A 23,142-nucleotide genomic window follows, 5' to 3' on the forward strand; every position below is an offset into this window, starting at 1 on the left:
GTGGCGGCTTTTTCTTCACCGATACTGGCAGTTTTTGTATTTCAGGTGTTCGCTGCACGCGTTAGAAGCCACGCGTTGCAGACAAGTCACCTAGGAGTATTCGAACTCCACAATGTCGGTATTGGCGCCGTTGCGCACCACGGCAGTGGTGTTGTCGCCTTCGACGTTGAGCTCCACCAAGAGGCTCGGCATGTGTTGCCCACTGCCTGCGCTAGACGGCGTGCCCGACTCACCCGCATCGTCGCCGACCAGCTGCGGATCGGTTGCGGTGACGCGGTAGCGCAGATAACCATTGCGCACGTCTTCAGTTTCCACGCGAGCCGAATGCAGCCAGGCAAATCGACGTCGCAGTGCAATCAGCTGCTGGTAGGCGCGGAACAACTCCTCCCCCAGTGTGGAGAGCTCATCGGGGGTATCCGGGAACATCGGACGCACTTGATCATCGCCGCCAATGCGCTCTTCCTTCGTTCCGGTATAGCCCTGCTCATCGCCGTAGTAAACCAGCGGCACGCCAGAAACAGTGAACAGAATCGTCGCTGCCATCACTGCCTTGTCTGGCCCCACCTGTGTGGCAATGCGCGAGACATCGTGATTGCCCACAAAGGTCACCGGGATAAAGGTTTCACCGAAGGTGTTGTGACGCTTGAGAGTCCAGTCCAGCTCAAAGAAGTTCTCTTCCTTCAGCGAGGACCAAATGGCCTTCCACAGCTCGTACTCGGTCACCGCGTCCATCGACGAATCCGCAACAATTTGGGGGTAGTCACCATGAATCACTTCTCCGTAGAAGTACGCATGCGGATGCTTACTGCGCACCTGCGGCAGCACCTTGTGCCAGAATGTCGGATCCACCGCATAGGCCGCATCCAAGCGCCAACCATCAATGCCACGCTGCAGCCAGTAATCCATCACCTTCACCACGAATTCGACCGTGGCATCGCTGGTGTGATCAAACTCCACCAACGCCTCGTGACCTTCAAACACCGGCGCGGTGACATCGCCATTCGAGTGCGTGAAGGCAAAAAGCTGCGCCTCTGGAGACTCTGGGTCATTTTTCGCAGCTGCCAAAGCGGGTGCTTCTGCGCCGATGTGGTTGAAGACGCCGTCGAAAAGCACCTTGATACCGTGCTCGTGTGCGGCGGCGATGACTGCCATCATGTCGTCCTCGGTACCGAGGCGGGAGTCGATGCGGTAGTAGTCCTCGGTATCGTAACCGTGGCTGGTGGATTCAAATACCGGCGCGAGCTGCAGCACGTTGAGTCCGAGTTCCTGGATATATGGGAGCCAGTTAATGAGCTGGCGGATTCGCCCCACCGGCGCTGCCTGTCGGTCCTTTTCACGGATGGGCGCGCCCACAAACCCCAGCGGATAGACATGCCATCCGATTGCCCATTTCGTCCACTCCGGCGCGTGTACAGCAGCTTGACCAGGGGCGTTGGAGTCCGTGGACATTGTTCTAACTATCCTCTCCAGAAAATACGGGCTGACGGGAATTGTTTTTCTCGGCCGCATCCGGCACGCTCGGCGCCGCTGCGGAGTTTGTCATGCTTGACGACGTCCTTGCCTGCCCGGCATGAGACCGAGGAGTGCCAAGGCCTGCGTTGCGCGGCCGCGGTGGAAGTGATCCGGCCGCGGGCATCGTCGTTTCCGTCATGGGCATCTGCGGCGGCTGATCCGCATCTGGGTTGAGCGCGTCGAGTGCAATCTGGATTTCGGTGCGCATACCGCTGACCATGGCTCTTTCCACAATTTTAAACTTGGAATTGTGGAGGAAGTACGGGTTACCCACTTCCGGGCCACCAGTGCCGAGGAACATGTAGCAACCCGGCGCTTCACGCGAGAAGTAGGAGAAGTCATCCGACGGTGACCAGGGGTCAGCGACGAACACTTTGGAGTTACCAATCGCCTTCGTCGCCGCGTGCCAGGCGCGATTGACCGCTTGCTCCGCGTTGACCACCATCGGGTACGGAATCTGCCAATCGAATGTGGCCTGCGCTCCGTGGGCACTGCAGACACCGTTGACGACGGCCTCGATACGCTGGCAGACCAGCTCCCAATCCATTTCGTCGACCGAGCGGATGGATACCTCCAAGGTTGCGGTATCCGGGATGACATTGCCGGCCTCACCTGCGTGGAGTGAACCGACATTGACAATGTTCATGTGCTTCGGGTCGACATCACGGGAGACAATGGTGTTGAGCATGACCGTCGCCTCACTGGCAATGAGCACCGGGTCAATAGACAGCTGCGGATTCGAGGAGTGACCACCGCGGCCACGGATGCTAATAGAGACAATGCCCGACATCGTGGTCACGCGACCGGGGCAAATCCCGACATGCCCGACAGGGTGTGGGGCGACGTGGAATGCGTAGACCTCATCAAGATCATCAGCTGCGCCCTTATCCACGAGCTCGCGGGCACCGCCCGGCAGCATCTCCTCTGCGTGCTGGAAAATGCACAGGACCTTGCCGTGCAGCTTATCCCGCATACCGGAGAGCACCTTTGCGGTGCCCAGCAGCATGGAAGTGTGCACATCATGGCCACAGGCGTGCATGACACCTGGCGTGCGCGAAGCGTATGCCAGGCCGGTTTCCTCCTGAATCGGAAGCGCGTCAATATCAGCGCGGAAACCGATTGCCCGACCAGTCTCAGGATCGCCCGCGGTGCCCTCAATGATGCCAATGACCGACGTAGGCGTCAGCCGGTACGTCGGAATATCCCACTTATTGAGCAGTTCCTCAATCATGTCCGAGGTCTTGTATTCCTGAAAGCTCAGCTCTGGGGACTGGTGAAGTTGGCGGCGCCATGCCACCGCCTCTTCAATAGGGACTTCAAGGCGGTGCGACGGCAAAGTGTCGTTAGCATCGGTCATAGTTTTCTAGCATGACAGAAAACTGCTCCCACCACGAGGGACATGGCGATTTTTCTTTCCCGCTCCGCTTTACGACGGAATGGTTGCACCCTGTGACCTGGCGTTTTTAATTGCTACTTGTCAGCCTGCCAAAAATCCCGGCTGAGTTCCGCCAGCCACCAAGGGTCGACTGTGCCACACATCTCGCGGGCTGAGTGCATGGAAACCATTGCAGCTCCAATGTCGATGGTGTCAATACCCAGGCGGGTGGCCGTAATTGGCCCAATGGTCGAGCCGCATGGCTTGTGATTCGCCGAGACAAAGTACTGCACCGGAACGTCCTGGCCAATGCGCTGCGAGGTGGCCTCTGCGATGCGGACCACCTCAGCCTGCCCCGCCGCAGTGGTTGCATACCGCTGGTTAGCGTTGATTTTCAGTACCGGACCGGCATTGAGGTGTGGACGGTGACCGGCATCGTGTTCCGCGACATAGTTCGGGTGGACACCATGTGCGCCATCTGCGGAAAGGCAGACAGAACCGCGGTAGAGCTGCTGGGTGCGCTCCAGGTCAGCGCCAGCGGCCGCTGCGATGCGCACCAGAACGTCGGCGAGCAGTGGCCCTGCTGCACCAGTGGTCGATGCCGAGCCGACTTCTTCATGGTCGAAGGCGACCATCACCGGGATGGTGGTGCGGGTGTACGGGCCAGTGCTGGCCAGCAGAGATTCGAAGGCGACCAGTGAAGAGTGCACGCTGAGCAGATTATCCAGGCGGCCAGATGCGAGGAATTCGCCGTGTGCACCAAATGTGCGAGGTGGCTGGGTGTCACAAGAGATGAGGTCCCAGGCAACAATGTCATCGACATTCACGCCAGCGGCATTGGCAATGACTTCATGGACATCAGAGCCAAAGGTTTCCAATCCCACAATGGGTGTTGTCTGATTCTGCTTGTGCAGCTTCAGTCCTTCATCATTAACACCTCGGTTGAGGTGAATGGCCAGCTGCGGAATGCGCGCAACGGGACCAGTGCGGGCCAAGTGTTCCTTGCCGCTTTTATCAATGACACGGCCGGCAAACTCAATCTCGCGGTCTGTCCAGCTGCCCAGCAGTGCGCCACCGTAGACCTCTACAGCTACCTGCGAGTAGCCCTCCGTCGACGCGGCGGGGTTTGGCTTGACCCGAAAACCGGGGGAATCCGTGTGGGAACCCACAATACGGAAACCGGTTAGTTCTGCCTGTGGGCGATCCGGCACAATCCACGCAACTGCTGCTCCATCGCGGCGCATGACGTATGGGCCTGGGGCGCTGGGCCATTCCTGGCTTTCCTCAATACGCTTTGCACCAGCGGCTTCAAGGCGCTCAACTACCCGCTGAGCTGCATGGAAGGAGCTCGGTGAGGCCTGGACGAAGGAAATGAGGTCCTCCGCGTGAGCGCGGGCTGCCTCCGGCACACTGCGTGGTGCGGCAGCAGGTTCATTCGTGGAAATAGCCATGGACAATCTCCTAATACATGAGGAATGAAATCTGTGTTTTGTTCTTGCCCCTCATTGTATTGATGCCCCGGATTACGCCCCGGATTGACTTTCACGAGCCGGTAATCCACACCACAGTGTGACCCAGGTTTCATGTTGGGAACGGTAATTTGTTCGTCACTTTTCCACCCTTATTCCTGGATATCGGGCATATTCGGGCATATAGTAGCGATTTGCAAATACGAGACAGTCCGAACGCAGAAAGGATCTTTACCTGTGAGCCTGGAACGCTTCTTCCCCCGCTCCTTCGACGGCAAGCGCAATCACTTCAGCGGCCCGCTGCACGAGGCTTTCGCCCGCGGCGACAATAGCGATGCCAATGCAGTACACTTTGGCCGCCGTCTTGACACCCACCGAAATCAGATCCACCACGACATGTCGGCTCGCGATATTGTCACCATGCTCAGCCGCTAGTTCCGTCCCTCAAACAAATCGAATAAAACCATAGGCTCAGGCTGGTTAGCCTTTGAGCTCTGTGATGCAGCATGGCACGCACCGACTGCGATAATCAGAACAAGAGCGCACACCATGGCTGCTATCCCCGAATGCAAATACCCAGACGTGTACGGTGTCGCGGCAATCGGATTTGTAACCGGAAATGACAGCATGAGAACCACTGTTGCCACTCCAATTAGCGGCCACTGTTTGGTCCAGCGAGAATTAGCCATCGCACACAGTCCCATCACCGGTGTAACCAGCATCAGCATGTAGTGTGTCCAGACAATCGCTGAGAACGCCGTAGCAGTTAACCATGCGCCGCTGACCAGCAGCTCGAAGCGATATTCCCTGTTCCACCAGGAAACAGCAGTTGTGACTATCGCCACGACAATCGCAAGCCCGAATGGGATCAGTTTCACGCTCGGCGGGTAGTCATGGACGACGCTAACAAGTAACGCCGAGTCGCCCAGGTCTTGGGCAAGCATCGCGGAAATCGACTGATTTGCGGCCCCAACCAAGACTGCGCCGCTGACTTCGTTCACACGCTCAATCCAGTCGGCAATCACATTTACGTCAACGGTGGCAAACATCAGGGCCACCAGTACCGCAGTTGTACCCAGCGCCCAGAGTGCTGCACGGCGTCGATACGCGAAAAACAGCATGACAAAAATCAATGCATACGGCGTGAGCTTAATCGACGCGACGAGACCAAGGACAATGCCAGCGAGCCACGGACGTTTTCGTGATGCGGCGAGCCCGTACGCGACACCTGCAACAATCAAGGGTGTGGTCTGACCGAGCCACAGAGAGTTTATGGTGGTTGGCATCGCCAAAACCACGACCGCCACAACCGCTGCAATACCCCAGGGCATAGTGTGGTGGAACCACAGATGGTAGGACGCAGCTACAAAGATTACGACTGCTGCCCCGGAGATAAACAGCAACCACAGCACTGATGTTTCAAAGCTCATAATATTTGTGAGCTGCGAAAGCACAGTAGCAAACAGCGGATTCTGCACAAAAGGATGCGGAAAAGGAGAACTTACCTCTTGTGCAGCGTCAATCCACGCATCACCGACAATGGCACTAAAGTCGACCGCGTCACGGTCGTAAAGGTGGGCACCCTCGCCCTTATGCATGAGCAGCCCACCCAGCCATAACGATGCCCAATCATCCGGCTGCGTGCGCCCTCGCCACACTAATAGCGAGGCCACACCGCCGAGCAATGCCACCACGAGAATCGGCAATGAGACCACTGCAGGAATGCCCGGAGTCTTCACCGCCGGCCGTCCTGCCACGGTCTCCTTGCTATGCCTTCCCACAATCCTCCTGCCCTGGGAAAACTCCTGCGCTGCCAAAGCTGAATTTTAGTCGAGCTTTAACAGAATCCAGAACACCCCAGGGAAAGTGGGTCGGGGATTAAGCGGTCATGCGCCCGTTGAAGAACTACTCCGAGGTAATCGGAAGGTAGACGCGACCGCCCTGGTCAGCGAACTCCTGTGACTTCTCCGCCATACCGGCCTCAATGGCTTCGACGGAATCCAGACCGTTTTCCTTCGCGTAGTCCTGCACATCCTTGGAAATACGCATCGAGCAGAACTTCGGACCGCACATTGAACAGAAGTGTGCAGTCTTTGCCGGCTCTGCCGGCAGCGTCTCATCGTGGTAATCCAGCGCAGTGTCTGGATCCAGGGCCAGAGCGAACTGGTCGTGCCAACGGAACTCGAAGCGGGCCTTCGACAGTGCGTCGTCACGCTCCTGAGCGCGTGGCAGGCCCTTCGCCAAGTCTGCAGCGTGCGCGGAAATCTTGTACGTGATTACACCGACCTTGACATCGTCGCGGTTCGGCAGACCCAGGTGCTCCTTCGGAGTGACGTAGCAGAGCATTGCTGTGCCAGCCTGCGCGATAATCGCAGCACCGATAGCCGACGTGATGTGGTCATAGCCCGGCGCAATATCCGTTGCCAGCGGGCCGAGAGTGTAGAACGGTGCTTCTTCACACCACTCCTCTTCCCACTTCACATTGTCTGCAATCTTGTGCATCGGCACGTGACCTGGGCCTTCAATCATGACCTGGCAGCCGCGAGACTTAGCAATCTTGGTCAGCTCACCCAGCGTGCGCAGCTCTGCCAGCTGAGCCTCATCGTTAGCGTCAGCGATGGAGCCCGGACGCAAACCGTCACCGAGGGAGAAGGTCACGTCGTACTGCGCGAGAATGTCGCAAAGTTCCGCAAAGCGGGTGTACAGGAAGCTTTCCTGGTGATGTGCCAGGCACCATGCGGCCATAATCGAACCGCCGCGAGAGACAATGCCTGTGACGCGGTTGGCAGCCAGCGGCACGTAGCGCAGGAGAACGCCTGCGTGCACCGTCATGTAGTCCACGCCCTGTTCACACTGCTCAATGATGGTGTCGCGGTAGACTTCCCAGGTCAGCTTGGCCGGGTCACCCTTGACTTTCTCAAGCGCCTGGTAGATCGGCACAGTACCGACCGGCACCGGCGAGTTACGCAGAATCCACTCACGAGTCTCGTGAATATCCTTACCTGTGGACAGGTCCATGATGGTGTCCGCGCCCCAACGCGTTGCCCACACCATCTTCTCAACCTCTTCCGAGATAGAGGAGGTCACAGCTGAATTACCGATATTGGCGTTGATCTTCGTGGCAAACCGCTTACCAATAATCATCGGTTCGATCTCCGGGTGCTTGTGGTTCGCTGGAATCACCGCACGGCCTGCAGCAACTTCCTCACGAACAACTTCCGGATCCACGCCTTCACGCGCCGCGATAAATGCCATTTCCGGAGTGACAATTCCCGCACGTGCCCATGCCAACTGCGTCTTTACCTTCGGAGCTTCCTCCGAGTCCGCAACCGCCGGAACCGCCGGAGCCTTTGGCCATGCGTCACGAGTCTTAGCCAAACCGGCCTTCAGATTCAGCTTCGGGTTTTCCTCGGTGTAAATACCCGAGGTGTCGTACGCATCAAAGTGCGTGCCATCCGTCAGATTGATGCGACGCACCGGAACGCGCAGGCTGGCCTCACCGAAATCATTGTTGAACGCAACTTCTTCATAGTGCTTGTTGCTTCGGTAAATAGGGCCAGTAGTGACCTCGCCCTCTTTCGGCGGAGCAGATACAGATACGCGTGCAGCCATGCAGCAACACATCCCTTTCCTACGCTGGAATTACCCAGATTCAGGTTCGTCCGGTCGACGCTCGATTCCTAGCGCCCTCTCAGTGCCGGTGATTCGGTTGGCACTCCCGTGGTTTTGTAATGCGCTACACAGTGTAACGAATCCCCCGGATTACTTTGGCTACTACACCCGACAACACCGCCATCGCTTTACGACGTTAACGAGAACGCAACCAAAAAGTGCTGGTTAATGGCCTAGCAGCTGTTCCCCCTTGCTCTCGCAACTGAAGTTATCCACACCCTGAAAGTTATCCACATTCCTTGTATTTTTGAGCTTTTTGACGAGCGCGATTGCCTCCACGGTGCTATATCTTTTTCACGAAAACTTTTTGGGGAGGGAAAGTGCAAAAAGCGAATACCACTGCCCTGCTCCTGGCAATTGCGCTTGGAGCTGCGGCTGCTGGATGTGCACCGACTGAAGCTAATGGGGAACAGAGCAATTCAATAACCACCAACAATTTGCCAATGACTGCTGATGCTGGCGTGACTTTGCCAGCAGGTGTCCTGCCACCAAATAATCCGCCTGAACCGGGCGATGCACCACTGGGTAACGACGGCCACTACAACTACGACGCACCGGAGTTTGTGCTGACCAATCCCTGTGATGACCCGGAGATTATGGGGCGACTAGAGAGGATTGGCTTCCGGGAGCAGGACAGTATCGACATGCGAATTGAGGGCAACAAGCAGCTCGGTTGCGGAATTCAATCTAACGACTCGAATCTGCTTGCCGTTTGGCATACTTCTGTCGCCCATTCGCAACTGGGAAATTACGACGCAACGCCACTGAAGCATTCAAACGGAATCTTTAATTGGATTACGTTCAAGCAAACAAGTCCTATCGGAACCTCAGCTTGCATTGCTTCTGTTGAGACAGCGAAAGGTGCGCTCGGATTCATCGTAGACACCACAGGAGAAGAAAATCCGGATCCGCAAGATACGAAATGCACACCTGCCAACGAATTGCTGACTGATTATTTGGGGGAGAAATCATGATTACAGCTACAATTCCAGCCATCGATTCCGCGATTCGAGGAATTAAAGCTGCAAATCTCATGGCTGGTGGCACGGGCTATATCCAACCGAATCTCGCCGGTTACTCTCAAGTTCCATCCATGCAGCTAGTCGCCACGGAACATGGGCTCGCAATTTCAGGCGGTCCAGGCAGCTCGACAACCGTCGGCCAAGCCTTGGGCAAACAATTGCACTGGGCACAGAACAATCTTTCCGACTTCCGACAAGTAATCGAAGATCATGAATCCACCATGAGTCGAATTCTGCGCAGTATTAATCCGTTGAGTGGCGGAGATACTTCGCTGGCTGAGGTGGCACGGACAAGTGGCGTATTTCAACGTCGGCCTAGCTTTAATGCAGGAAGTCTGGCATTCGCCCCGGTGACTATATCCACCGAAATGGGCATGGATGCGCAGACACTGCTGTCAATGTTCTCGGCTACTAATGATGCAGTGGTTGCGGAGGCTATTGCCTACTGGACGAATTTTGCAAGCACTATGTCCACACTCGCCAGCAATCTCTCTTCGATTTCCTCTGGTCTCGTTGCCAGTAATCAGGGGGAAGTTTTTACAGCCGCAGACTCCACAATGAAAGGGCTTGCAGCACGAGCAGCCAGCATTGCAACGGCATCCGAGGTTATGGCCGGGCATCTTCAAGTACTGCCTTCAGTAAAGGCGATGGCGGTCAATTCTCTCTCGGCAATTCAGGCAGAGTCCAAGGCAATCAAAAATCCGATTGCACAAAAGGGATTCGAACAAGGTGAAGTGGCCGCATTTCTTTCTGGCCCGTACACTGCTCAGCTTCAGACCGCGATTCCACGAATCCCTAATTTGGTTTCCGCTGATGCCGGAAGTGGTGTCACCTCGTCAGCATCTGTAGGCGCGACGGTCGCCGGACGCTCAGGCACCGCGCAAATTGGTCTTTCTCCTACAGGGATGACCGGTCACGTTCAGACTGCAAGTGCGGCTCCCGCAACCACGTCAGCAATTCCAGACTCTCCTACCCCGATGTCGCACTCGACTACTCCAGCATCGGCATCGGTTAGTGCTCAACCAGCAGGCACTCAGTCAACTATCCCAACTGGTCCGCACGCTGTGTCGCCCGGCGCGCCAGCTACATCAAATGTGCCCAATGCAGTCTCTGCCCCGAACGCTGCAGGCGCCACCATACCCGCGCAGATTCGGCAGATGCCGATTCCTACCGGCACAACCAACGGTCCGCATGCGGCGCCCACTCAGGGCTCCATTCCGAGCCGACCGTCAAATGTGCACATGCCGTCATCCGGGACCACTCACGCAGCCATTGCTCCTACCGCAACAACAGCCGACCCCAATCGTTTTAATGGCATTGGCCAACAAAATATGGGCAGCGCATCACGTGGAGCTACGCTCGCTTCTCCATCGGCAATTCCACCGCTCGGCACAGGTCAGCTTGGCATGGGGCCTCTCGGACCGTACGGATCTAGCGGTGCTGGTGGTGCGGGAAGCACCGGTGGCAGCCGAGTTTCACCAATCGGCAAGTTCTCCGGGCTGCCCACGCTAGGCAATGGGATTATGGCAACACCTGGCTCGGCCAACTCATCACTTTCCAATGGTTCAAACAATGCTGCACAGCGTGGCAGTGGCTTAATGAATACATTGGCCAACGCTCGCGGAGGTAGCGCTGGCGCAAGTGGCATCGTCGGCACTTCGAGCACGGCCACTCATGGCGCAGCAGGCGCCTCGGGCGCTCATGCGGCTACTGCCGGAAACCGTGGCGGCTCCGCCCGCGGAGCTGCAGGAAAGTCCGCTCGCAAGGTCACCAATGTCGCCACTATTAGAGATAACGACGCAGGCGCCTTCGAGCAAAATGAGTATCAGCGTGAACTCTTTGGAGATGCTCCCATCACTATCCCCGCAGTGATTGGCCACAATGTCAGAGGCTAGAAGGCGCTTCTACCACTAGAAACCACTACCGCCGCGAGCACCCACCACGGATTCCAATCTCCTCTGTTGGTTACAGTTACCTGCATGGACAATGCTGACAACAACGTCTCCACCGAGGCAGGAAATACACCGAGAACACCACTCGACCAGCCACCGAGTACTGCACAAAAGTGGCTTTTCCTGGCAGTTGTCAGCTGCGGCCTGTTCCTCATTACCGTCGACAACTCGGTTCTCTACACCGCGTTGCCGGTTCTCCGCGAACAGCTCCACACCACTGAGCTGCAGGGACTGTGGATTATCAATGCCTATCCGCTAGTGCTCTCCGCATTGCTGCTGGGCACCGGAACGCTGGGAGACCGCGTCGGTCACCGTCGGATGTTTACTGTTGGCCTGATTATCTTCGGCATTTCGTCGATGGCCGCCGCGTTCGCACCAAGTGCTTGGGCACTAGTTGCCGCACGTGCTTTCTTGGGGCTCGGCGCGGCAACGATGATGCCAGCGACACTGGCGCTGCTGCGCGAGACCTTCCGCAATCCACGTGAACTCGCCACCGCCATCGGCATTTGGGGCTCCACTGCCACCATCGGAGCTGCTGCCGGGCCAGTCGTCGGCGGTTTCTTGCTTGAGCACTTTTGGTGGGGCTCTGTATTCCTTATCAACATTCCAGTCGTCGCGCTGGCGCTAATCGGCACCGCCATATTCGCTCCGCCGAATGTCACCAGGCCAGATGTCCATTGGGATTTACTGTCCAGCATCTACGCCATGCTGACCATGTTGGGCCTGGTCATCCTCATTAAGGAGCTAGCCGGTAATCGCTCGCTGACGGTTCTGGTCGCTGCTATCGCCTGCGGGCTGCTGGGCGCGGGGCTGTTTCGACGTCGTCAAGCGCGTATCCCCGAATCCCCCATCGACTTTTCCGTATTTCGCTCGCGGATGTTCACCGGCGGTGTATTGGCGGCGGCGTTCGGTATGTTCGTGCTGGCTGGCACTGAGTTGATGGTCACGCAGCGCTTCCAGATGTCGGCGGGATACACGCCACTACAGGCGGGATTGCTAGTGGCGATTGCGGCGGTGGCGTCGTTCCCGCTGTCGATTATTGGTGGCATGACGCTGCATCGTGTGGGTTTCCGCACGCTGATTAGCGGTGGATTCCTAATCACGCTTGTCGGTGTCATTGGGATTTACGCTGGTGTCGCAGCGGATGCGTTTGCACTCACCGTCATCGGACTGATCCTGCTGGGCGCAGGAGCGGGCGCGACCATGTCGGTGTCGTCCACGGCGATTATCGGCTCGGCGCCATCGGAAAAAGCAGGCATGGCCTCGGCGATGGAGGAAGTCTCGTACGAGTTCGGCACGCTGCTTACCGTCGCCATCACCGGCAGTCTTCTGCCCATGTTTTACGCATGGTTCACGCCGGTCAACGCCGATATTTCGCTGACGGACGCGCTGCACACGCAATCGCTTATCGACGGTGCCCGCGCCGGACTCGATTCTGCTTTCTTAGCCACCCTGGTGGTGTTGATCTTCTTCGCGCTTATCGCGGCGATTGCCACGGCGGTGGCTTTCCGTGGCAATCCGAAGCAGACCGCGTACGCCTATGAGTAGGCGCTAGATTCCCTTGCGCTGGACATCCTTGAGCTCGGAGTCGGTGGCCAGGCTGTAGTTGTCACCTTCGTAGACGGCCTTTGCACGAGCAGTGCCGTCAATGACGTACTCGCCGAAGGAGAGAACCATCGAGGCAAGTACGTTCTTGTCAGGTTCATCCAGGTAGGTGCCATGGTATGTGCCGGTGGCGACAGCTTCCCAGGCAGGCCCCGTTGCCTGACGGTAGCCGCGACGGTCCATATTGGCCGGGACAATATCTTCGTTCTCGGCGATGACAACCAGGCTCGGAATCTCTGACGGCGTGGAAACCAAACCACCGTCGGACGGACCTGGATTGATGGCAACAAGACCGCGGGTGGTCATATCAACGCCAGCTGCCTTGAACGCCTGATCCAGGTTGTTGTTCAAAAACAGTGCGGAGCCGCCACCTGCGGAGTGGCCGACCAACATGGTGCGCGAGAAATCAATCTTTCCTGCCAACGGCGAGGTCTGGTCGGCGTTGGCACCAGCTGCGACAGAGGCGGCCAGCACCATCTGCGGTGCAAACCAGTTGGTGAAGTTGTAGCCGAGGGCGACGACGTAACCGTGGCTGGCGTAGAGGCGAGCCTGGGCGTCGTACATGCCTGGCTCAGTGCCAATGCCCGGGCTGAGAACAATCAGCGGTGCGGACTCCATGGAGTCAATATCCGCTGGGTAAATCAGCTGTGCGCCCACCGGGGAGGCGTTCGCCGATTCCGGCAGCACGTCGTAGCAGCCGGTCGTGGAGTTTAGGCCGTGTAGATCTTTCAGCACGCGGTTGTAGATGGTGTAGACAAAACCATCACAGGGCAAGGCTTCCCTGGTTCCGGTGACTGGATGCGGTCCGACGTTGCCGAACTGCTGGCGCAGCTGGCCGGGAGCTGGTGCGAAGGGCTCGGTGCGTTCGCCATCCTTGCCACCCATGACATTGATCAGACCTTCGCTGATGCGATCAACTGCGACGGAATTTTGGTAGTCAATACTGCTTTCGCGTGCGGTGATGTCAGGCAGGTTACCGATGCTCGGTACTGCCTGCGCAGTTGCCTGACCTCCAACAATAAGGCCAAAGGCCAGCGGAGCTGCCACTGCTTTGGCAGCGCTGCGCGCCCACCGACGAGAAGCGCGCGTTACACATTCGGTCGAATTCGTACTCATAATTTGGATTCTAAGGGGTTTTCGACGTTAAAAAGAAGTATTTTCCTCACCCCATCTCCCCCGGCTTTTACCCCTTAACCAATCACTCGAACTCGAAAAAATGTTAGCTCCGCAACACTAGGGCCACTCTTTACCCCCGTCAATTACCCCCTGTATGCGTAGTGGGAAAGCCAAAAAGCCCTTATCACCACTGTTACCCACATATTTTCATCATTATTTTCTACAAAGAGCTCCATAGGCCAATCACCAGCACATACCTTATTGACACCGAGGCCAAAGCGTTCACGACCGCACTCACCGCATACCCCGCAACGATGTGCGAATGAGCCCCTGATATGACCCCTGAATAGAAAAGAACTCCCGTGAGAATCGGCATCCCCTTAGAACCCGATCCCCAGCAAACAATTGTGGCTGCTACCCCGGAGACCGTCGGCAAGCTGGTCAAGCTTGGCTACGAAGTTGCCGTTCAGGCCGACGCCGGCATTGCCGCCAAGTTCACCAACGCAGATTACGAATCCGCTGGTGCCACCATCGTCGATGAGTCCGTATGGCGCAGCGATATCGTCGTCACGCTCGACACCCCACCGAAGCAGTTCCGCGACATGCTTGTCGACGGATCCATGCTGGTCAGCCGTCTTGCTCCTGGCCGTAACGAAAAACTGGTAGAAGAGCTCGCGCAACGCAACATCACAGCCCTTGCGATGGACGCGGTACCGCGTATTTCCAGGGCGCAGTCCATGGATGTGCTGTCGTCGATGGCCAATATCGGCGGTTACCGCGCAGTCGTTGAAGCAGCTGCTGCTTATGGTCGTCTCTTTACTGGTCAGGTGACTGCTGCAGGCAAAATGCCACCGGCAACTGTGTACGTCATTGGTGCTGGTGTGGGTGGCCTTGCTGCCATTGGTACTGCCAACTCGATGGGCGCCATTGTCAAGGCAACGGACCTGCGCCCAGAAGCTGGCGAGCAGGTCGAGTCGATGGGTGCGGAGTTCATTCCGATTCCGGCAGCCACCGAGAAGTCCGAAGATGGCTACGCCAAGGAAATGACCAATGACCAGGCCACTGCGGCCGCCAAGCTCTACACCGAGCAGTCTGCGCAGGCTGACATTGTCATAACCACCGCGAACATTCCGGGTCGCCGCTCACCGCTGCTGCTGACTGCCAGCGATGTTGCCGGTATGAAGCCAGGCAGCGTCATTGTGGATATGGCTGCCGCCGGTGGCGGTAACTGTGAGCTGACCGTTCCTGGCCAGACCATTGTTACCGAGGGCGGTGTCACCATCATCGGTTACACCGACCTGGCTGGCAGGCTGCCAGCCCAGGCGTCGTCACTGTTTGGCCAGAACATTGTCAACCTGTTCAAACTGATTACACCGGAAAAGGATGGTCAGCCTGTCCTCGACTTCGACGATGAGATTATCCGTGGCATCACGGTGACTCATGCTCAAGCCAAGGGCCAGACGGCCGATATCCTCTGGCCGCCACCGCCTATTAAGGTCGCCGTCACCCCTGCTGCCCCACTCCAGGAGCAGCAGGCACAGCAGGCCGCGCTGGAGGAAAACGCACCAGAAAAGGTCTCCTTCATGGGCTCCGGCCTCGGAGCCAAACTCGGACTGGGCATCACTGCACTGCTGGCAGTTGTAATCATGCTGAGTGCTCCGCACAGCGTCAGTGCCAACTTCATGGTGCTGACTCTGGCCATCGTGCTGGGTTTCTACGTCATCTCGGCTGTGACCCCGCGTCTGCACACTCCGCTGATGTCTGAGACCAACGCCATCTCGGGCATTGTCTTGGTTGGCGCAATTTTGCAGGTCAGCAGCACTAATCCGCTGGTGTCCGCACTGGCATTTGTGGCCATTGTGGTCAGTTCCATCAATATTTTCGGTGGTTTCGCCGTTACCGACCGCATGTTCGGCATGTTCGTGAAAGAGGAGGCTTAAGTCAGATGTTCGGCATTGATTCCGTTTCGCTTCTGGACTGGACCTACCGCCTGTCCAACGTCGGCTACATTATCGCCGCAGTCCTCTTCCTGGCCGCGCTGTCCGGTCTGTCCAAGCCGGAGACTGCACGTCGCGGCAATGCCTTCGGTATTGCCGGTATGTCCACCGCTGTTGTCGTCGCCATCTTCCAGGCGATTGTCACTGCGGCCACCAAGCCTGAGCTGCACCGCTCACCCCTGGTCACGCTGGTTCTTATCGCGCTGGCCATCGCCATCGGTGGTGTCTTCGGTATCTCTCGCGCCCGCAGCGTGGAGATGACCGGCATGCCGCAGTTGATTGCTCTGTTCAATGGCCTGGTTGGTCTTGGCGCAATCCTCATTGGCTTCAACTCCTACATCTTCGCCGAGGATGTCACCGCTGATGCCCAGAAGTTCCATCTGGGTGAGGTCTACATCGGTGTCTTCATCGGTGCGGTCACCTTTACCGGTTCCATCGTCGCAGGCCTGAAGCTCTCGGAGAAGATCAAGGGCTCGCCGCTGTTGCTGCCGGGCCGCAACGCTCTGAACCTGGGCATTCTGCTGGTCACTCTGGCACTGATGGTTGCCTTCATCGCAACCGGCGCAGGTGGCGGCGCAGTCGCATGGGCCTGCCTGATTGGCGTTACCGTTTTGGGCCTGTTCCTGGGCTGGCACCTGGTCATCGCCATCGGCGGTGGCGATATGCCGGTGGTTGTCTCCATCATGAACTCCTACTCCGGTTGGGCCGCCGCGTTTACCGGTCTCATGCTGGGCAATTCCCTGCTCATCATCACCGGTGCACTGGTTGGTTCCTCCGGCGCATACCTGTCCTACATCATGTGTGAGGCCATGAACCGCTCCTTCGCCAACGTTATTCTGGGCGGTTTCGGCTCCGAAGCTTCGTCGGCAAGCGCCGTGGAAGGCTCCCACACCGAAGTCAACCACGAAGACACCGCGGAGATTCTGCGCGGTGCCGACAAGATCCTCATCGCCCCTGGATACGGTATGGCTGTGGCACAGGCGCAGTACGCCGTCGCCGATCTCGTGCGCAACTTGCGTGCCGACGGCAAGGAAGTGGTCTTCGGTATCCACCCAGTCGCTGGTCGTCTGCCGGGTCACATGAATGTGCTGCTGGCTGAGGCCAAGGTTCCATACGACATTGTGTTGGAACTCGATGAGGTCAACGATGACTTCGCCGACGTTGATGTCACACTGGTCATCGGCGCAAATGACACAGTCAACCCGATGGCTGAGCAGCCTGGCTCCCCGATTGCCGGTATGCCGGTGCTGAAGGTGTGGGAATCGGGACGCGTGATTGTACTCAAGCGCTCGATGGGCTCGGGCTACTCGGGCGTGCAGAACCCGCTGTTCTTCAACGAGAACACCGACATGCTGATTGGTGACGCGAAGGCCAGCGTCGATTCCTTGAACCGCATCCTGTCGGAATCCAAGGTGAACGCTTAAAGCCCGTCGCGCACCATTGTGATGTGCAGGATGCCGGCTTCCATGAAGGTCTCCCCGACCTCATGGAAGCCGGCTTTTGCGTACACGCCCTTCGCCTGAGTTTGGGCATGCAGAATCAGCCCGGTATCTGGATAATCGGCAATCACTGCGGCTAACAGTTTCGAGGCCAATCCAGTGCCACGAGCCGCGGCGTCGACTACAACGCGGCCGATAGTACGTGGATATTGCTCTGCGTATTCATCGTTGGTGTCGATAACACGCAGGTAGGCGATAATTTTGCGACTATCACTGTCATCGCGGATGAGATAGTGCCTCGCGCTGTCCTCTAAGTCTCGCCAATCCATTTCGGGCTCAGCACATGACTGTTCTAGGTAAAACACGTCGGTTCTAAGCGCCGAAATGGCGTAGACATCCGTCGGGGTGAGGTCAGTAAAGTGTGCGCGCTCAATCATCAACGACTGATACTAGCGTCCTTCGTCCTCAAGCTTTTCCAACTTCGCAGAACGCACTGGTGCACGCAGGTCGGCGAACGCGACAATTAGCGTGAGCAGGAAGGTCGTGGCAATCGAAAGCATGCCGGCGATGACACCCCACTGCCAATCGGAGGCGTTCTTGACGGCAAATGCGATAGCCAAAATCACTGCCAAGCCAACCGAGGTGCCAATGCGCTGACCGGTCTGCAAAATCGCACCGGCGGCACCTGCGTACTGCAGCGGTACATCGCGAAGTGAGAGTGCCTGATTCGGGGAAATCACCAGACCGCCGGCACCGCCAACGAAGCACAGCGTCAGGATTGTCCAGTACTCGCTGACGCCGAACTTGCTGTGCAGGATGATGACTGCAACGGTGAGGATCAGGCCCGAAATGGACATGATAATGCCGCCGATAACGATCTTGCGGCCGCCCTTGTCCAAGTGATGTCCAGCCCAGTTTGCGGACACCGCGTTGAGCAATGCCGCCGGAAGTCCAATGAGACCGGCAACCAGTGCCGAGTGCCCCAGCCCATTTTGGAAGTACTGCGCGACCAGAACCCAGACACTGGTAGTACCGAAAAACCACATGGTGGCGATGATGACGCCATTGCGGAAGTGGCGTAGCTGGAAAATATCCAAGTCCACCATCGGCGCAATGGACGAGGCCTTCATGCGCTTTTCCCATTTCACCCATACCCATAGCAGTACGGCGGCGGCCAGCAGCAGTCCCCACACCAGTGGCGAAGTGCCGGACTCCATAAATGGCAGCATCAAGCACAGCACTGTCAGGCCAAGTAGCAAGGCACCGACCGGGTCCAGCGCGCGGACCGTACGGAGGAAGCCAATCGGAGTGCCGTCGGCTCTGCGCAATCTGCGTAGGTAGGGACGCGGGAAGAACAAGAATGCCAACACAATGGCCAGAATTCCGATTGGCACGTTGAGCAGCATGGTCAGGCGCCAGCCCAAGTCCGGGCCACCAAGGCGAATGAGGAGACCACCCAGCGGTGGGCCAACGGCCACTGCCAAGCCCACAGTCGTGCCGAAATAACCGAAGGCCAGCCCTCGTTCACGCCCCTGGAAATACTGCTGAATCATGCCAACACCCTGCGGGTTGAAGAGACCTGCGCCGATGCCCATGATGAAACGAGCAGTATTGAGCATTTCAACGTTAGGAGCTAGGCCTGCGGCGATTGCGCCCGCGGTGTAGATGCACATGCCCAGCATGTACAAGCCACCTCGGCCGAGGAGGTCACCAGCTCTACCTGCGGCCACGAGCACAACGCCAAAGCTCAGTGCGTAGCCACTGAGTACCCACTGCATGTCGGCGTCGCGCGCATCAAGACCTGTTTGGATACTCGGAAGCGCGACGTTGACAATGCTCACAGCAATCAATGCCATGAAAATGCCTGTCAGAAGAACTGCGAGAATACGCCATCGTCGCGGATCTGGAGTTACTTCGTTTTGTTGCATCACTCCACTATTTATACGCGTTTGCACCGAGTGCACAATTCGCGCACGTAAGCAGCAGCATTAGCGCATGCGCGCACGCCGGAACGTCACCTTCGCCCCGGGCGCGAGCTGACCTACTCGCGACAGCGCTCGCCGAGTCAGCACTCCGATGACCGGATAGCCGCCGGTGGCGGGATGGTCGGGACCAAAAATAATCGGCTGGCCAGAGGTTGGCACCTGAATCGCACCGGGCACCATACCCTCACTTGGCAGCTCAGCAGTCACTGACCTTGTCAGAGGCTCCCCCTCTAGCCGCATCCCCACTCGGTTAGTCTCCTGTGTCACCACCCATGACTGATTAAAGAAGGCATGAACGCTATCATCGGCAAACCAGTCGGCTCGTGGACCGGGAATTACATCCAATTTCGCCTGCTCGCTAGACCAATGGGGCGCGGGGTAGATCGCAATGGATGAACCCGCCGTAACTTTAGGATTGCCCACGCTTAGCACTTGACCTGCCCGCACAATATCGGGGCCAAGTTTGCCCAGTGTGTCAGTCGAACGCGATCCCAACACCGGTTCCACGTCGATGCCACCACGAACTGCAACATAGCCACGTAAGCCGGTATCGAAAGTGCCGATGCGCACAATCGCACCTGCTCCGACCACGATTCGACTGTTCATGGCCGTCTTGAACTTTTTGCCCTTGTGCTCAATGGTCACCGGACCTTGCGCGCCTGCAAAGGCGACAATACTGCCCTGGTCCAGCTGAAACTCCAACCCACCGGCTACGCATTCGAGCACAGCGGCCGACTCGTCATTGACCACCATTCGGTTAGCCGCAGTGGCTGATTCCAAGTCGAATGCACCGGAGCTACTGACGCCCATACTTCCATACCCGCCACGCCCGAGATCTTGAACGGTTGTCAGCACACCAGGCTGCAAAATTGTTAGTGCATTGCTGCTCACTGCACTGCCTCCGCTCTAATGACCTCTTGTCGCACCGGTACAAACTGCACCCTGGTTCCCGGTGCCAACAATGCCGGTTCCCCACGGCCCAGGTCCCACATCTCCACATCCGTGCGCCCCAATAACTGCCATCCACCAGGCGATTCAATGGGGTATACGCCGGCGAAGCGACCAGCCAGGCCGACTGCTCCCTTGGGCACGTGCGTCCGGGGCGTCGTCAAGCGCGGCACGTCGTGCGCGGGCGGAAACCCCTGCCCTTCCCCGCGGACGAGGTAGTAGAAGCCCGGCGCGAAACCGCCGAACGCCGCCACCCACGGCATCTGCGTGTGCCAGGTGATCAACGCCTCCGCACTCATGCCCAACTGCTGTGCCAACGACGCCAGGTCAGGTCCGTTGTACGTCACAGGGATGGTCACGGATTTGTGCTTTTCGACGTCTACATTTTCCGCCCTGCTGCGCTCCACTGCATCCTTGACTGCGGATGCGTACTCACGAGCTGGGCCATCGAAACGAATCAGCAGGGTCTGCGCTGCGGGAACAGCATCAATGACACCGGCTAAATCTTTGACTGCACTGTGTGCCCGCAGCACTCGTGCCAGTGGATTGGCGGCGGTGGAAAAATCAACCAGGAGGGCTGACTCGCCCATGGGCCGTATTTCTGCCATATAAGAAGTGACACCTCCCGCGTTACTTGTGTGACCGCAGCGCGACACCAGCGCCGATGAGGCCATCGCGGATTTTGCAGGACAGTTCAACTGCGCCTGGTGTATCGCCGTGCAAGCAGATGGAGTCAGCGGAAACCACCAAGTCACTGCCGTCGATGGTCTTAATCGGCTCTCCCTTGGCCATGGCAATCACGCGAGCAACCACTTCTTCCGCATCGGTGACAACGGCACCTTCCTGTGAGCGGGAGACCAGTGTGCCGTCGGGGTTGTAGGCGCGGTCGGCGAAGGCCTCTCTGATTACAGGCAGACCTTCTGCCAGGCTGATCTGCTCGATCACGGAGCCCGGCTGCGCCATAATGGCCAATTCCTTGGCGCTACCCGCCATCGCCCCGGTTGTCTGTGCCAATTTCATGGCTGAGACAACGGCCGCTGCCTGCTCTTCGTCGACGGCGATGCGGTTGTACAGTGCGCCATGCGGTTTGACGTACGTGACCTCAGTGCCGCTGGCTTTGGCGCAGGCCATGAGCGCGCCAATTTGGTAGAGAGTCTCTGCTGTGAGTTCCTCTTGCGCATAGTCCATCCGGCGACGACCAAACCCAGCGAGGTCTCGATATGCGACATGCGCACCAATGCGGGCACCTCGCTTGGCGGCAGCTTGGGAAGTAGCCAGCATGACTCGAGCATCTCCGGCGTGGAAGCCACAGGCAATGTTGACACTGGTAACAATCTCCAGCAGCGCTAAGTCATTGCCCATCGACCACGAGCCAAAGGCCTCTCCTAAATCGGAGTTGAGATCGATAATCGCCGTCATGAACTTTCCTTCCCTGTTGTGAGGGTCTCTCTTTTTCGCTATACCACCGACATGGTTGTCGACGGAGCTAAAAGGCGAATCCCACGCCCCCTCTGTATCAATGGTGCGCAGTTCGCTATGTATCAACTAATGCAGCAGTTAAGTATCGCCCATTAGCCAAGCATCTCGAAGACACCGCCAAACGAACGCCAGGCCAAGTACCATGCGATGACCACACCGATGATTCCAACCGCTGCCAGCCACTTTGGGTACTTATAGCCGCCGAGCAGGTCACTGCGAAACAGCGCAATGTAAATCAGCACGGTGACACCAATTGGCAGCACCAGGCCATTAAACGCACCTGCAAACACCAATAGCGTCGCCGGTGCGGTACCAATCGCCCCAAACAGCAGCGTACTGATGGCAATGAGCATGATTGTAACGGTGTTCTGCCGCTTTCGTGCTGCCTTTTCCGTCTCACTGTCAGCACCTTGTTCGGCGGAGGTTGCAGTGCTTGCCGACGATTTCGTCAAAAAGGTAGCCGATGTGTAGCTCGCACCCACGATGGAGGAAATGCCAGCTGCCCATAGCACGACACCGAAAAAGCGCATACCCAGGTCGCCTGCCACAAATTGGAATGCCTCCGCCGCGGGATTTCCCTCCAGGTTCAGCTTTGCACCAGCTGCTACTACGCCGAGGACCGCCAGGAAGAGCAGGAACCGCATAATGGCTGTGACGATGATGCTGGTCACCGACGAGCGCGTGGTCTGCGCGAGGTGCTCGACACCGCCTGCGCCGGAGTCGAGCATTCGGTGGGCGCCGGCGTAGGTGATGTAACCGCCGACCGTACCGCCCACCAAAGTAATAATCGCCAGCATATCGATAGTTTCTGGCATAACCATGTTGCGCAGAGCATCGCCCACTGGCGGGTTGGACTTCACCGCCACGATAGCGGTGACGACAATCATCACCACGCCCAGCACAACGAGCGCGCGGTCCAGGGCCAGGCCGGCTCGACGCGAGAGGAAAAATCCGATGGCCAGAACTGCGGTGACAATACCACCGACTCGAGCATCGACTCCCAGCAGCGCATTGGCGCCAAGACCCGCACCGCCGATGTTGCCGATGTTAAATACCACCCCGCCGATGACAATGAGCACGCTCATAAACCACCCCAACCCCGGGATGACAGCATTGCCGAGTTCTTGTGCTCGCATCTTCGACACCGCAATCACACGCCAGACATTGAGCTGAATCGCGATATCAAGCAAAACCGACACAAAAATGGCGAAGGCAAAGGCGGCACCCAACTTCGCAGTAAAAGTAGCGGTCTGAGTGAGGAAGCCAGGGCCAATGGCGCTGGTAGCCATCAAAAAGATGGCGCCTAAGAGGCCTGCCCGTCGAGCCTTATGCTCTGCTGTTTGCTTTTGTATAGTCGAGGCCCTTTCCGATTTGTGGTCAATGCCCGGTTGGGCGCATACCCACGAATGTTGTTGAACAATCAATGTGAATAGTATGCCGTGACGCTCGCCACAGAAAAATCACTAAGTAATGCGAGCAACAATTTCACCCCCAACGTCCCGACTCTAACCACAATGCCCGTTACCTTGTGAGTGTCCCTGATAATGGGGATAGTCGCTGGTCCCGGTATG

General features: G+C 57.6%; 18 protein-coding genes and 1 riboswitch. Of the genes, 6 read left to right on the forward strand and 12 right to left on the reverse strand.

Annotated elements, in window-relative coordinates:
* Positions 1-90: 90 nt before the first annotated feature.
* The 3 genes from Q4E11_RS02765 to Q4E11_RS02775 all read right to left on the reverse strand — a co-directional run bounded on the left by Q4E11_RS02765 (position 91) and on the right by Q4E11_RS02775 (position 4,338).
* Positions 91-1,449 (reverse strand): alpha-amylase family protein, encoded by a 1,359-nt coding sequence (locus Q4E11_RS02765; RefSeq protein ID WP_303163419.1) that lies wholly within the window; start codon positions 1,447-1,449, stop codon positions 91-93.
* Between the two features lie 4 nt (positions 1,450-1,453).
* On the reverse strand, positions 1,454-2,869 hold the full coding sequence (locus Q4E11_RS02770) for a M20 family metallopeptidase (protein WP_303163421.1): 1,416 nt from the start codon (positions 2,867-2,869) through the stop codon (positions 1,454-1,456).
* A 113-nt stretch (positions 2,870-2,982) separates the two neighbouring features.
* Positions 2,983-4,338, reverse strand: a complete 1,356-nt coding sequence (locus Q4E11_RS02775) for a M18 family aminopeptidase (RefSeq protein ID WP_303163423.1) — start codon at positions 4,336-4,338, stop codon at positions 2,983-2,985.
* 255 nt (positions 4,339-4,593) lie between these two features.
* Here Q4E11_RS02775 and Q4E11_RS02780 point away from each other — a divergent pair, with 255 nt between their 5' ends.
* Positions 4,594-4,791 carry a hypothetical protein gene (locus Q4E11_RS02780; protein WP_303163424.1) on the forward strand — a complete coding sequence of 66 codons (198 nt, stop codon included), beginning with the start codon at positions 4,594-4,596 and terminating at the stop codon, positions 4,789-4,791.
* Here Q4E11_RS02780 and Q4E11_RS02785 read toward each other — a convergent pair.
* Entirely contained in the window at positions 4,788-6,113 is a 1,326-nt protein-coding gene (locus Q4E11_RS02785; protein WP_303163425.1) for a glycosyltransferase family 87 protein, read from the reverse strand. The genes Q4E11_RS02780 and Q4E11_RS02785 overlap by 4 nt on opposite strands.
* 148 nt (positions 6,114-6,261) lie before the next feature.
* Positions 6,262-7,968 carry a phosphomethylpyrimidine synthase ThiC gene (gene thiC, locus Q4E11_RS02790; protein WP_303163426.1) on the reverse strand — a complete coding sequence of 569 codons (1,707 nt, stop codon included), beginning with the start codon at positions 7,966-7,968 and terminating at the stop codon, positions 6,262-6,264.
* Positions 7,967-8,088, reverse strand: a riboswitch (TPP riboswitch). (Overlaps the previous gene by 2 nt.)
* A 260-nt stretch (positions 8,089-8,348) precedes the next feature.
* On the opposite strand from thiC, the gene Q4E11_RS02795 reads away from it, so the two are divergent.
* From Q4E11_RS02795 to Q4E11_RS02805, 3 genes are all read left to right on the forward strand, one after another.
* Entirely contained in the window at positions 8,349-9,002 is a 654-nt protein-coding gene (locus tag Q4E11_RS02795) for a hypothetical protein (RefSeq protein ID WP_303163428.1), read from the forward strand.
* Entirely contained in the window at positions 8,999-10,945 is a 1,947-nt protein-coding gene (locus tag Q4E11_RS02800) for a hypothetical protein (protein WP_303163430.1), read from the forward strand. The genes Q4E11_RS02795 and Q4E11_RS02800 overlap by 4 nt, the downstream gene beginning before the upstream one ends.
* Before the next feature lie 84 nt (positions 10,946-11,029).
* Positions 11,030-12,550, forward strand: coding sequence for an MFS transporter (locus Q4E11_RS02805; protein ID WP_303163432.1), 1,521 nt, complete (start codon positions 11,030-11,032; stop codon positions 12,548-12,550).
* A gap of 3 nt (positions 12,551-12,553) precedes the next feature.
* On the opposite strand, the gene Q4E11_RS02810 is transcribed toward Q4E11_RS02805, so the two are convergent.
* Positions 12,554-13,723 (reverse strand): alpha/beta hydrolase, encoded by a 1,170-nt coding sequence (locus tag Q4E11_RS02810; RefSeq protein WP_303163435.1) that lies wholly within the window; start codon positions 13,721-13,723, stop codon positions 12,554-12,556.
* 362 nt (positions 13,724-14,085) lie between these two features.
* Between Q4E11_RS02810 and Q4E11_RS02815 the strand changes: the two genes are divergently transcribed.
* Together Q4E11_RS02815 and Q4E11_RS02820 are read left to right on the forward strand one after the other, a co-directional pair.
* Positions 14,086-15,663 (forward strand): Re/Si-specific NAD(P)(+) transhydrogenase subunit alpha, encoded by a 1,578-nt coding sequence (locus Q4E11_RS02815; protein ID WP_303163437.1) that lies wholly within the window; start codon positions 14,086-14,088, stop codon positions 15,661-15,663.
* Positions 15,664-15,668: 5 nt separating this feature from the next.
* Positions 15,669-17,144 carry an NAD(P)(+) transhydrogenase (Re/Si-specific) subunit beta gene (locus Q4E11_RS02820; protein WP_303163439.1) on the forward strand — a complete coding sequence of 492 codons (1,476 nt, stop codon included), beginning with the start codon at positions 15,669-15,671 and terminating at the stop codon, positions 17,142-17,144.
* Here the strand turns inward: Q4E11_RS02820 and Q4E11_RS02825 are convergent.
* From Q4E11_RS02825 to Q4E11_RS02850, 6 genes are all read right to left on the reverse strand, one after another.
* Complete coding sequence (locus Q4E11_RS02825; RefSeq protein ID WP_303163441.1) at positions 17,141-17,596, reverse strand: GNAT family N-acetyltransferase; 456 nt, start codon at positions 17,594-17,596, stop codon at positions 17,141-17,143. The two genes, Q4E11_RS02820 and Q4E11_RS02825, sit on opposite strands and share 4 nt — an antisense overlap.
* Before the next feature lie 12 nt (positions 17,597-17,608).
* Positions 17,609-19,087 carry an MFS transporter gene (locus tag Q4E11_RS02830; RefSeq protein ID WP_303163495.1) on the reverse strand — a complete coding sequence of 493 codons (1,479 nt, stop codon included), beginning with the start codon at positions 19,085-19,087 and terminating at the stop codon, positions 17,609-17,611.
* A 60-nt stretch (positions 19,088-19,147) separates the two neighbouring features.
* Positions 19,148-20,035 (reverse strand): biotin-dependent carboxyltransferase family protein, encoded by an 888-nt coding sequence (locus tag Q4E11_RS02835; RefSeq protein WP_303163442.1) that lies wholly within the window; start codon positions 20,033-20,035, stop codon positions 19,148-19,150.
* On the reverse strand, positions 20,032-20,682 hold the full coding sequence (locus tag Q4E11_RS02840) for an allophanate hydrolase subunit 1 (protein WP_303163444.1): 651 nt from the start codon (positions 20,680-20,682) through the stop codon (positions 20,032-20,034). Before Q4E11_RS02840 ends, Q4E11_RS02835 begins: the two co-directional genes overlap by 4 nt.
* A gap of 40 nt (positions 20,683-20,722) precedes the next feature.
* Positions 20,723-21,511 carry a LamB/YcsF family protein gene (locus tag Q4E11_RS02845; RefSeq protein ID WP_303163446.1) on the reverse strand — a complete coding sequence of 263 codons (789 nt, stop codon included), beginning with the start codon at positions 21,509-21,511 and terminating at the stop codon, positions 20,723-20,725.
* A gap of 152 nt (positions 21,512-21,663) precedes the next feature.
* The gene (locus Q4E11_RS02850; protein ID WP_303163497.1) at positions 21,664-22,923 is read right to left on the reverse strand and encodes an NRAMP family divalent metal transporter; all 1,260 of its coding nucleotides are present in this window, start codon (positions 22,921-22,923) and stop codon (positions 21,664-21,666) included.
* Between the last annotated feature and the right edge of the window lie 219 nt (positions 22,924-23,142).

It is taken from the genome of Corynebacterium sp. (assembly GCF_030532195.1).
In the GTDB taxonomy this organism is placed as follows: Bacteria; Actinomycetota; Actinomycetes; order Mycobacteriales; family Mycobacteriaceae; genus Corynebacterium.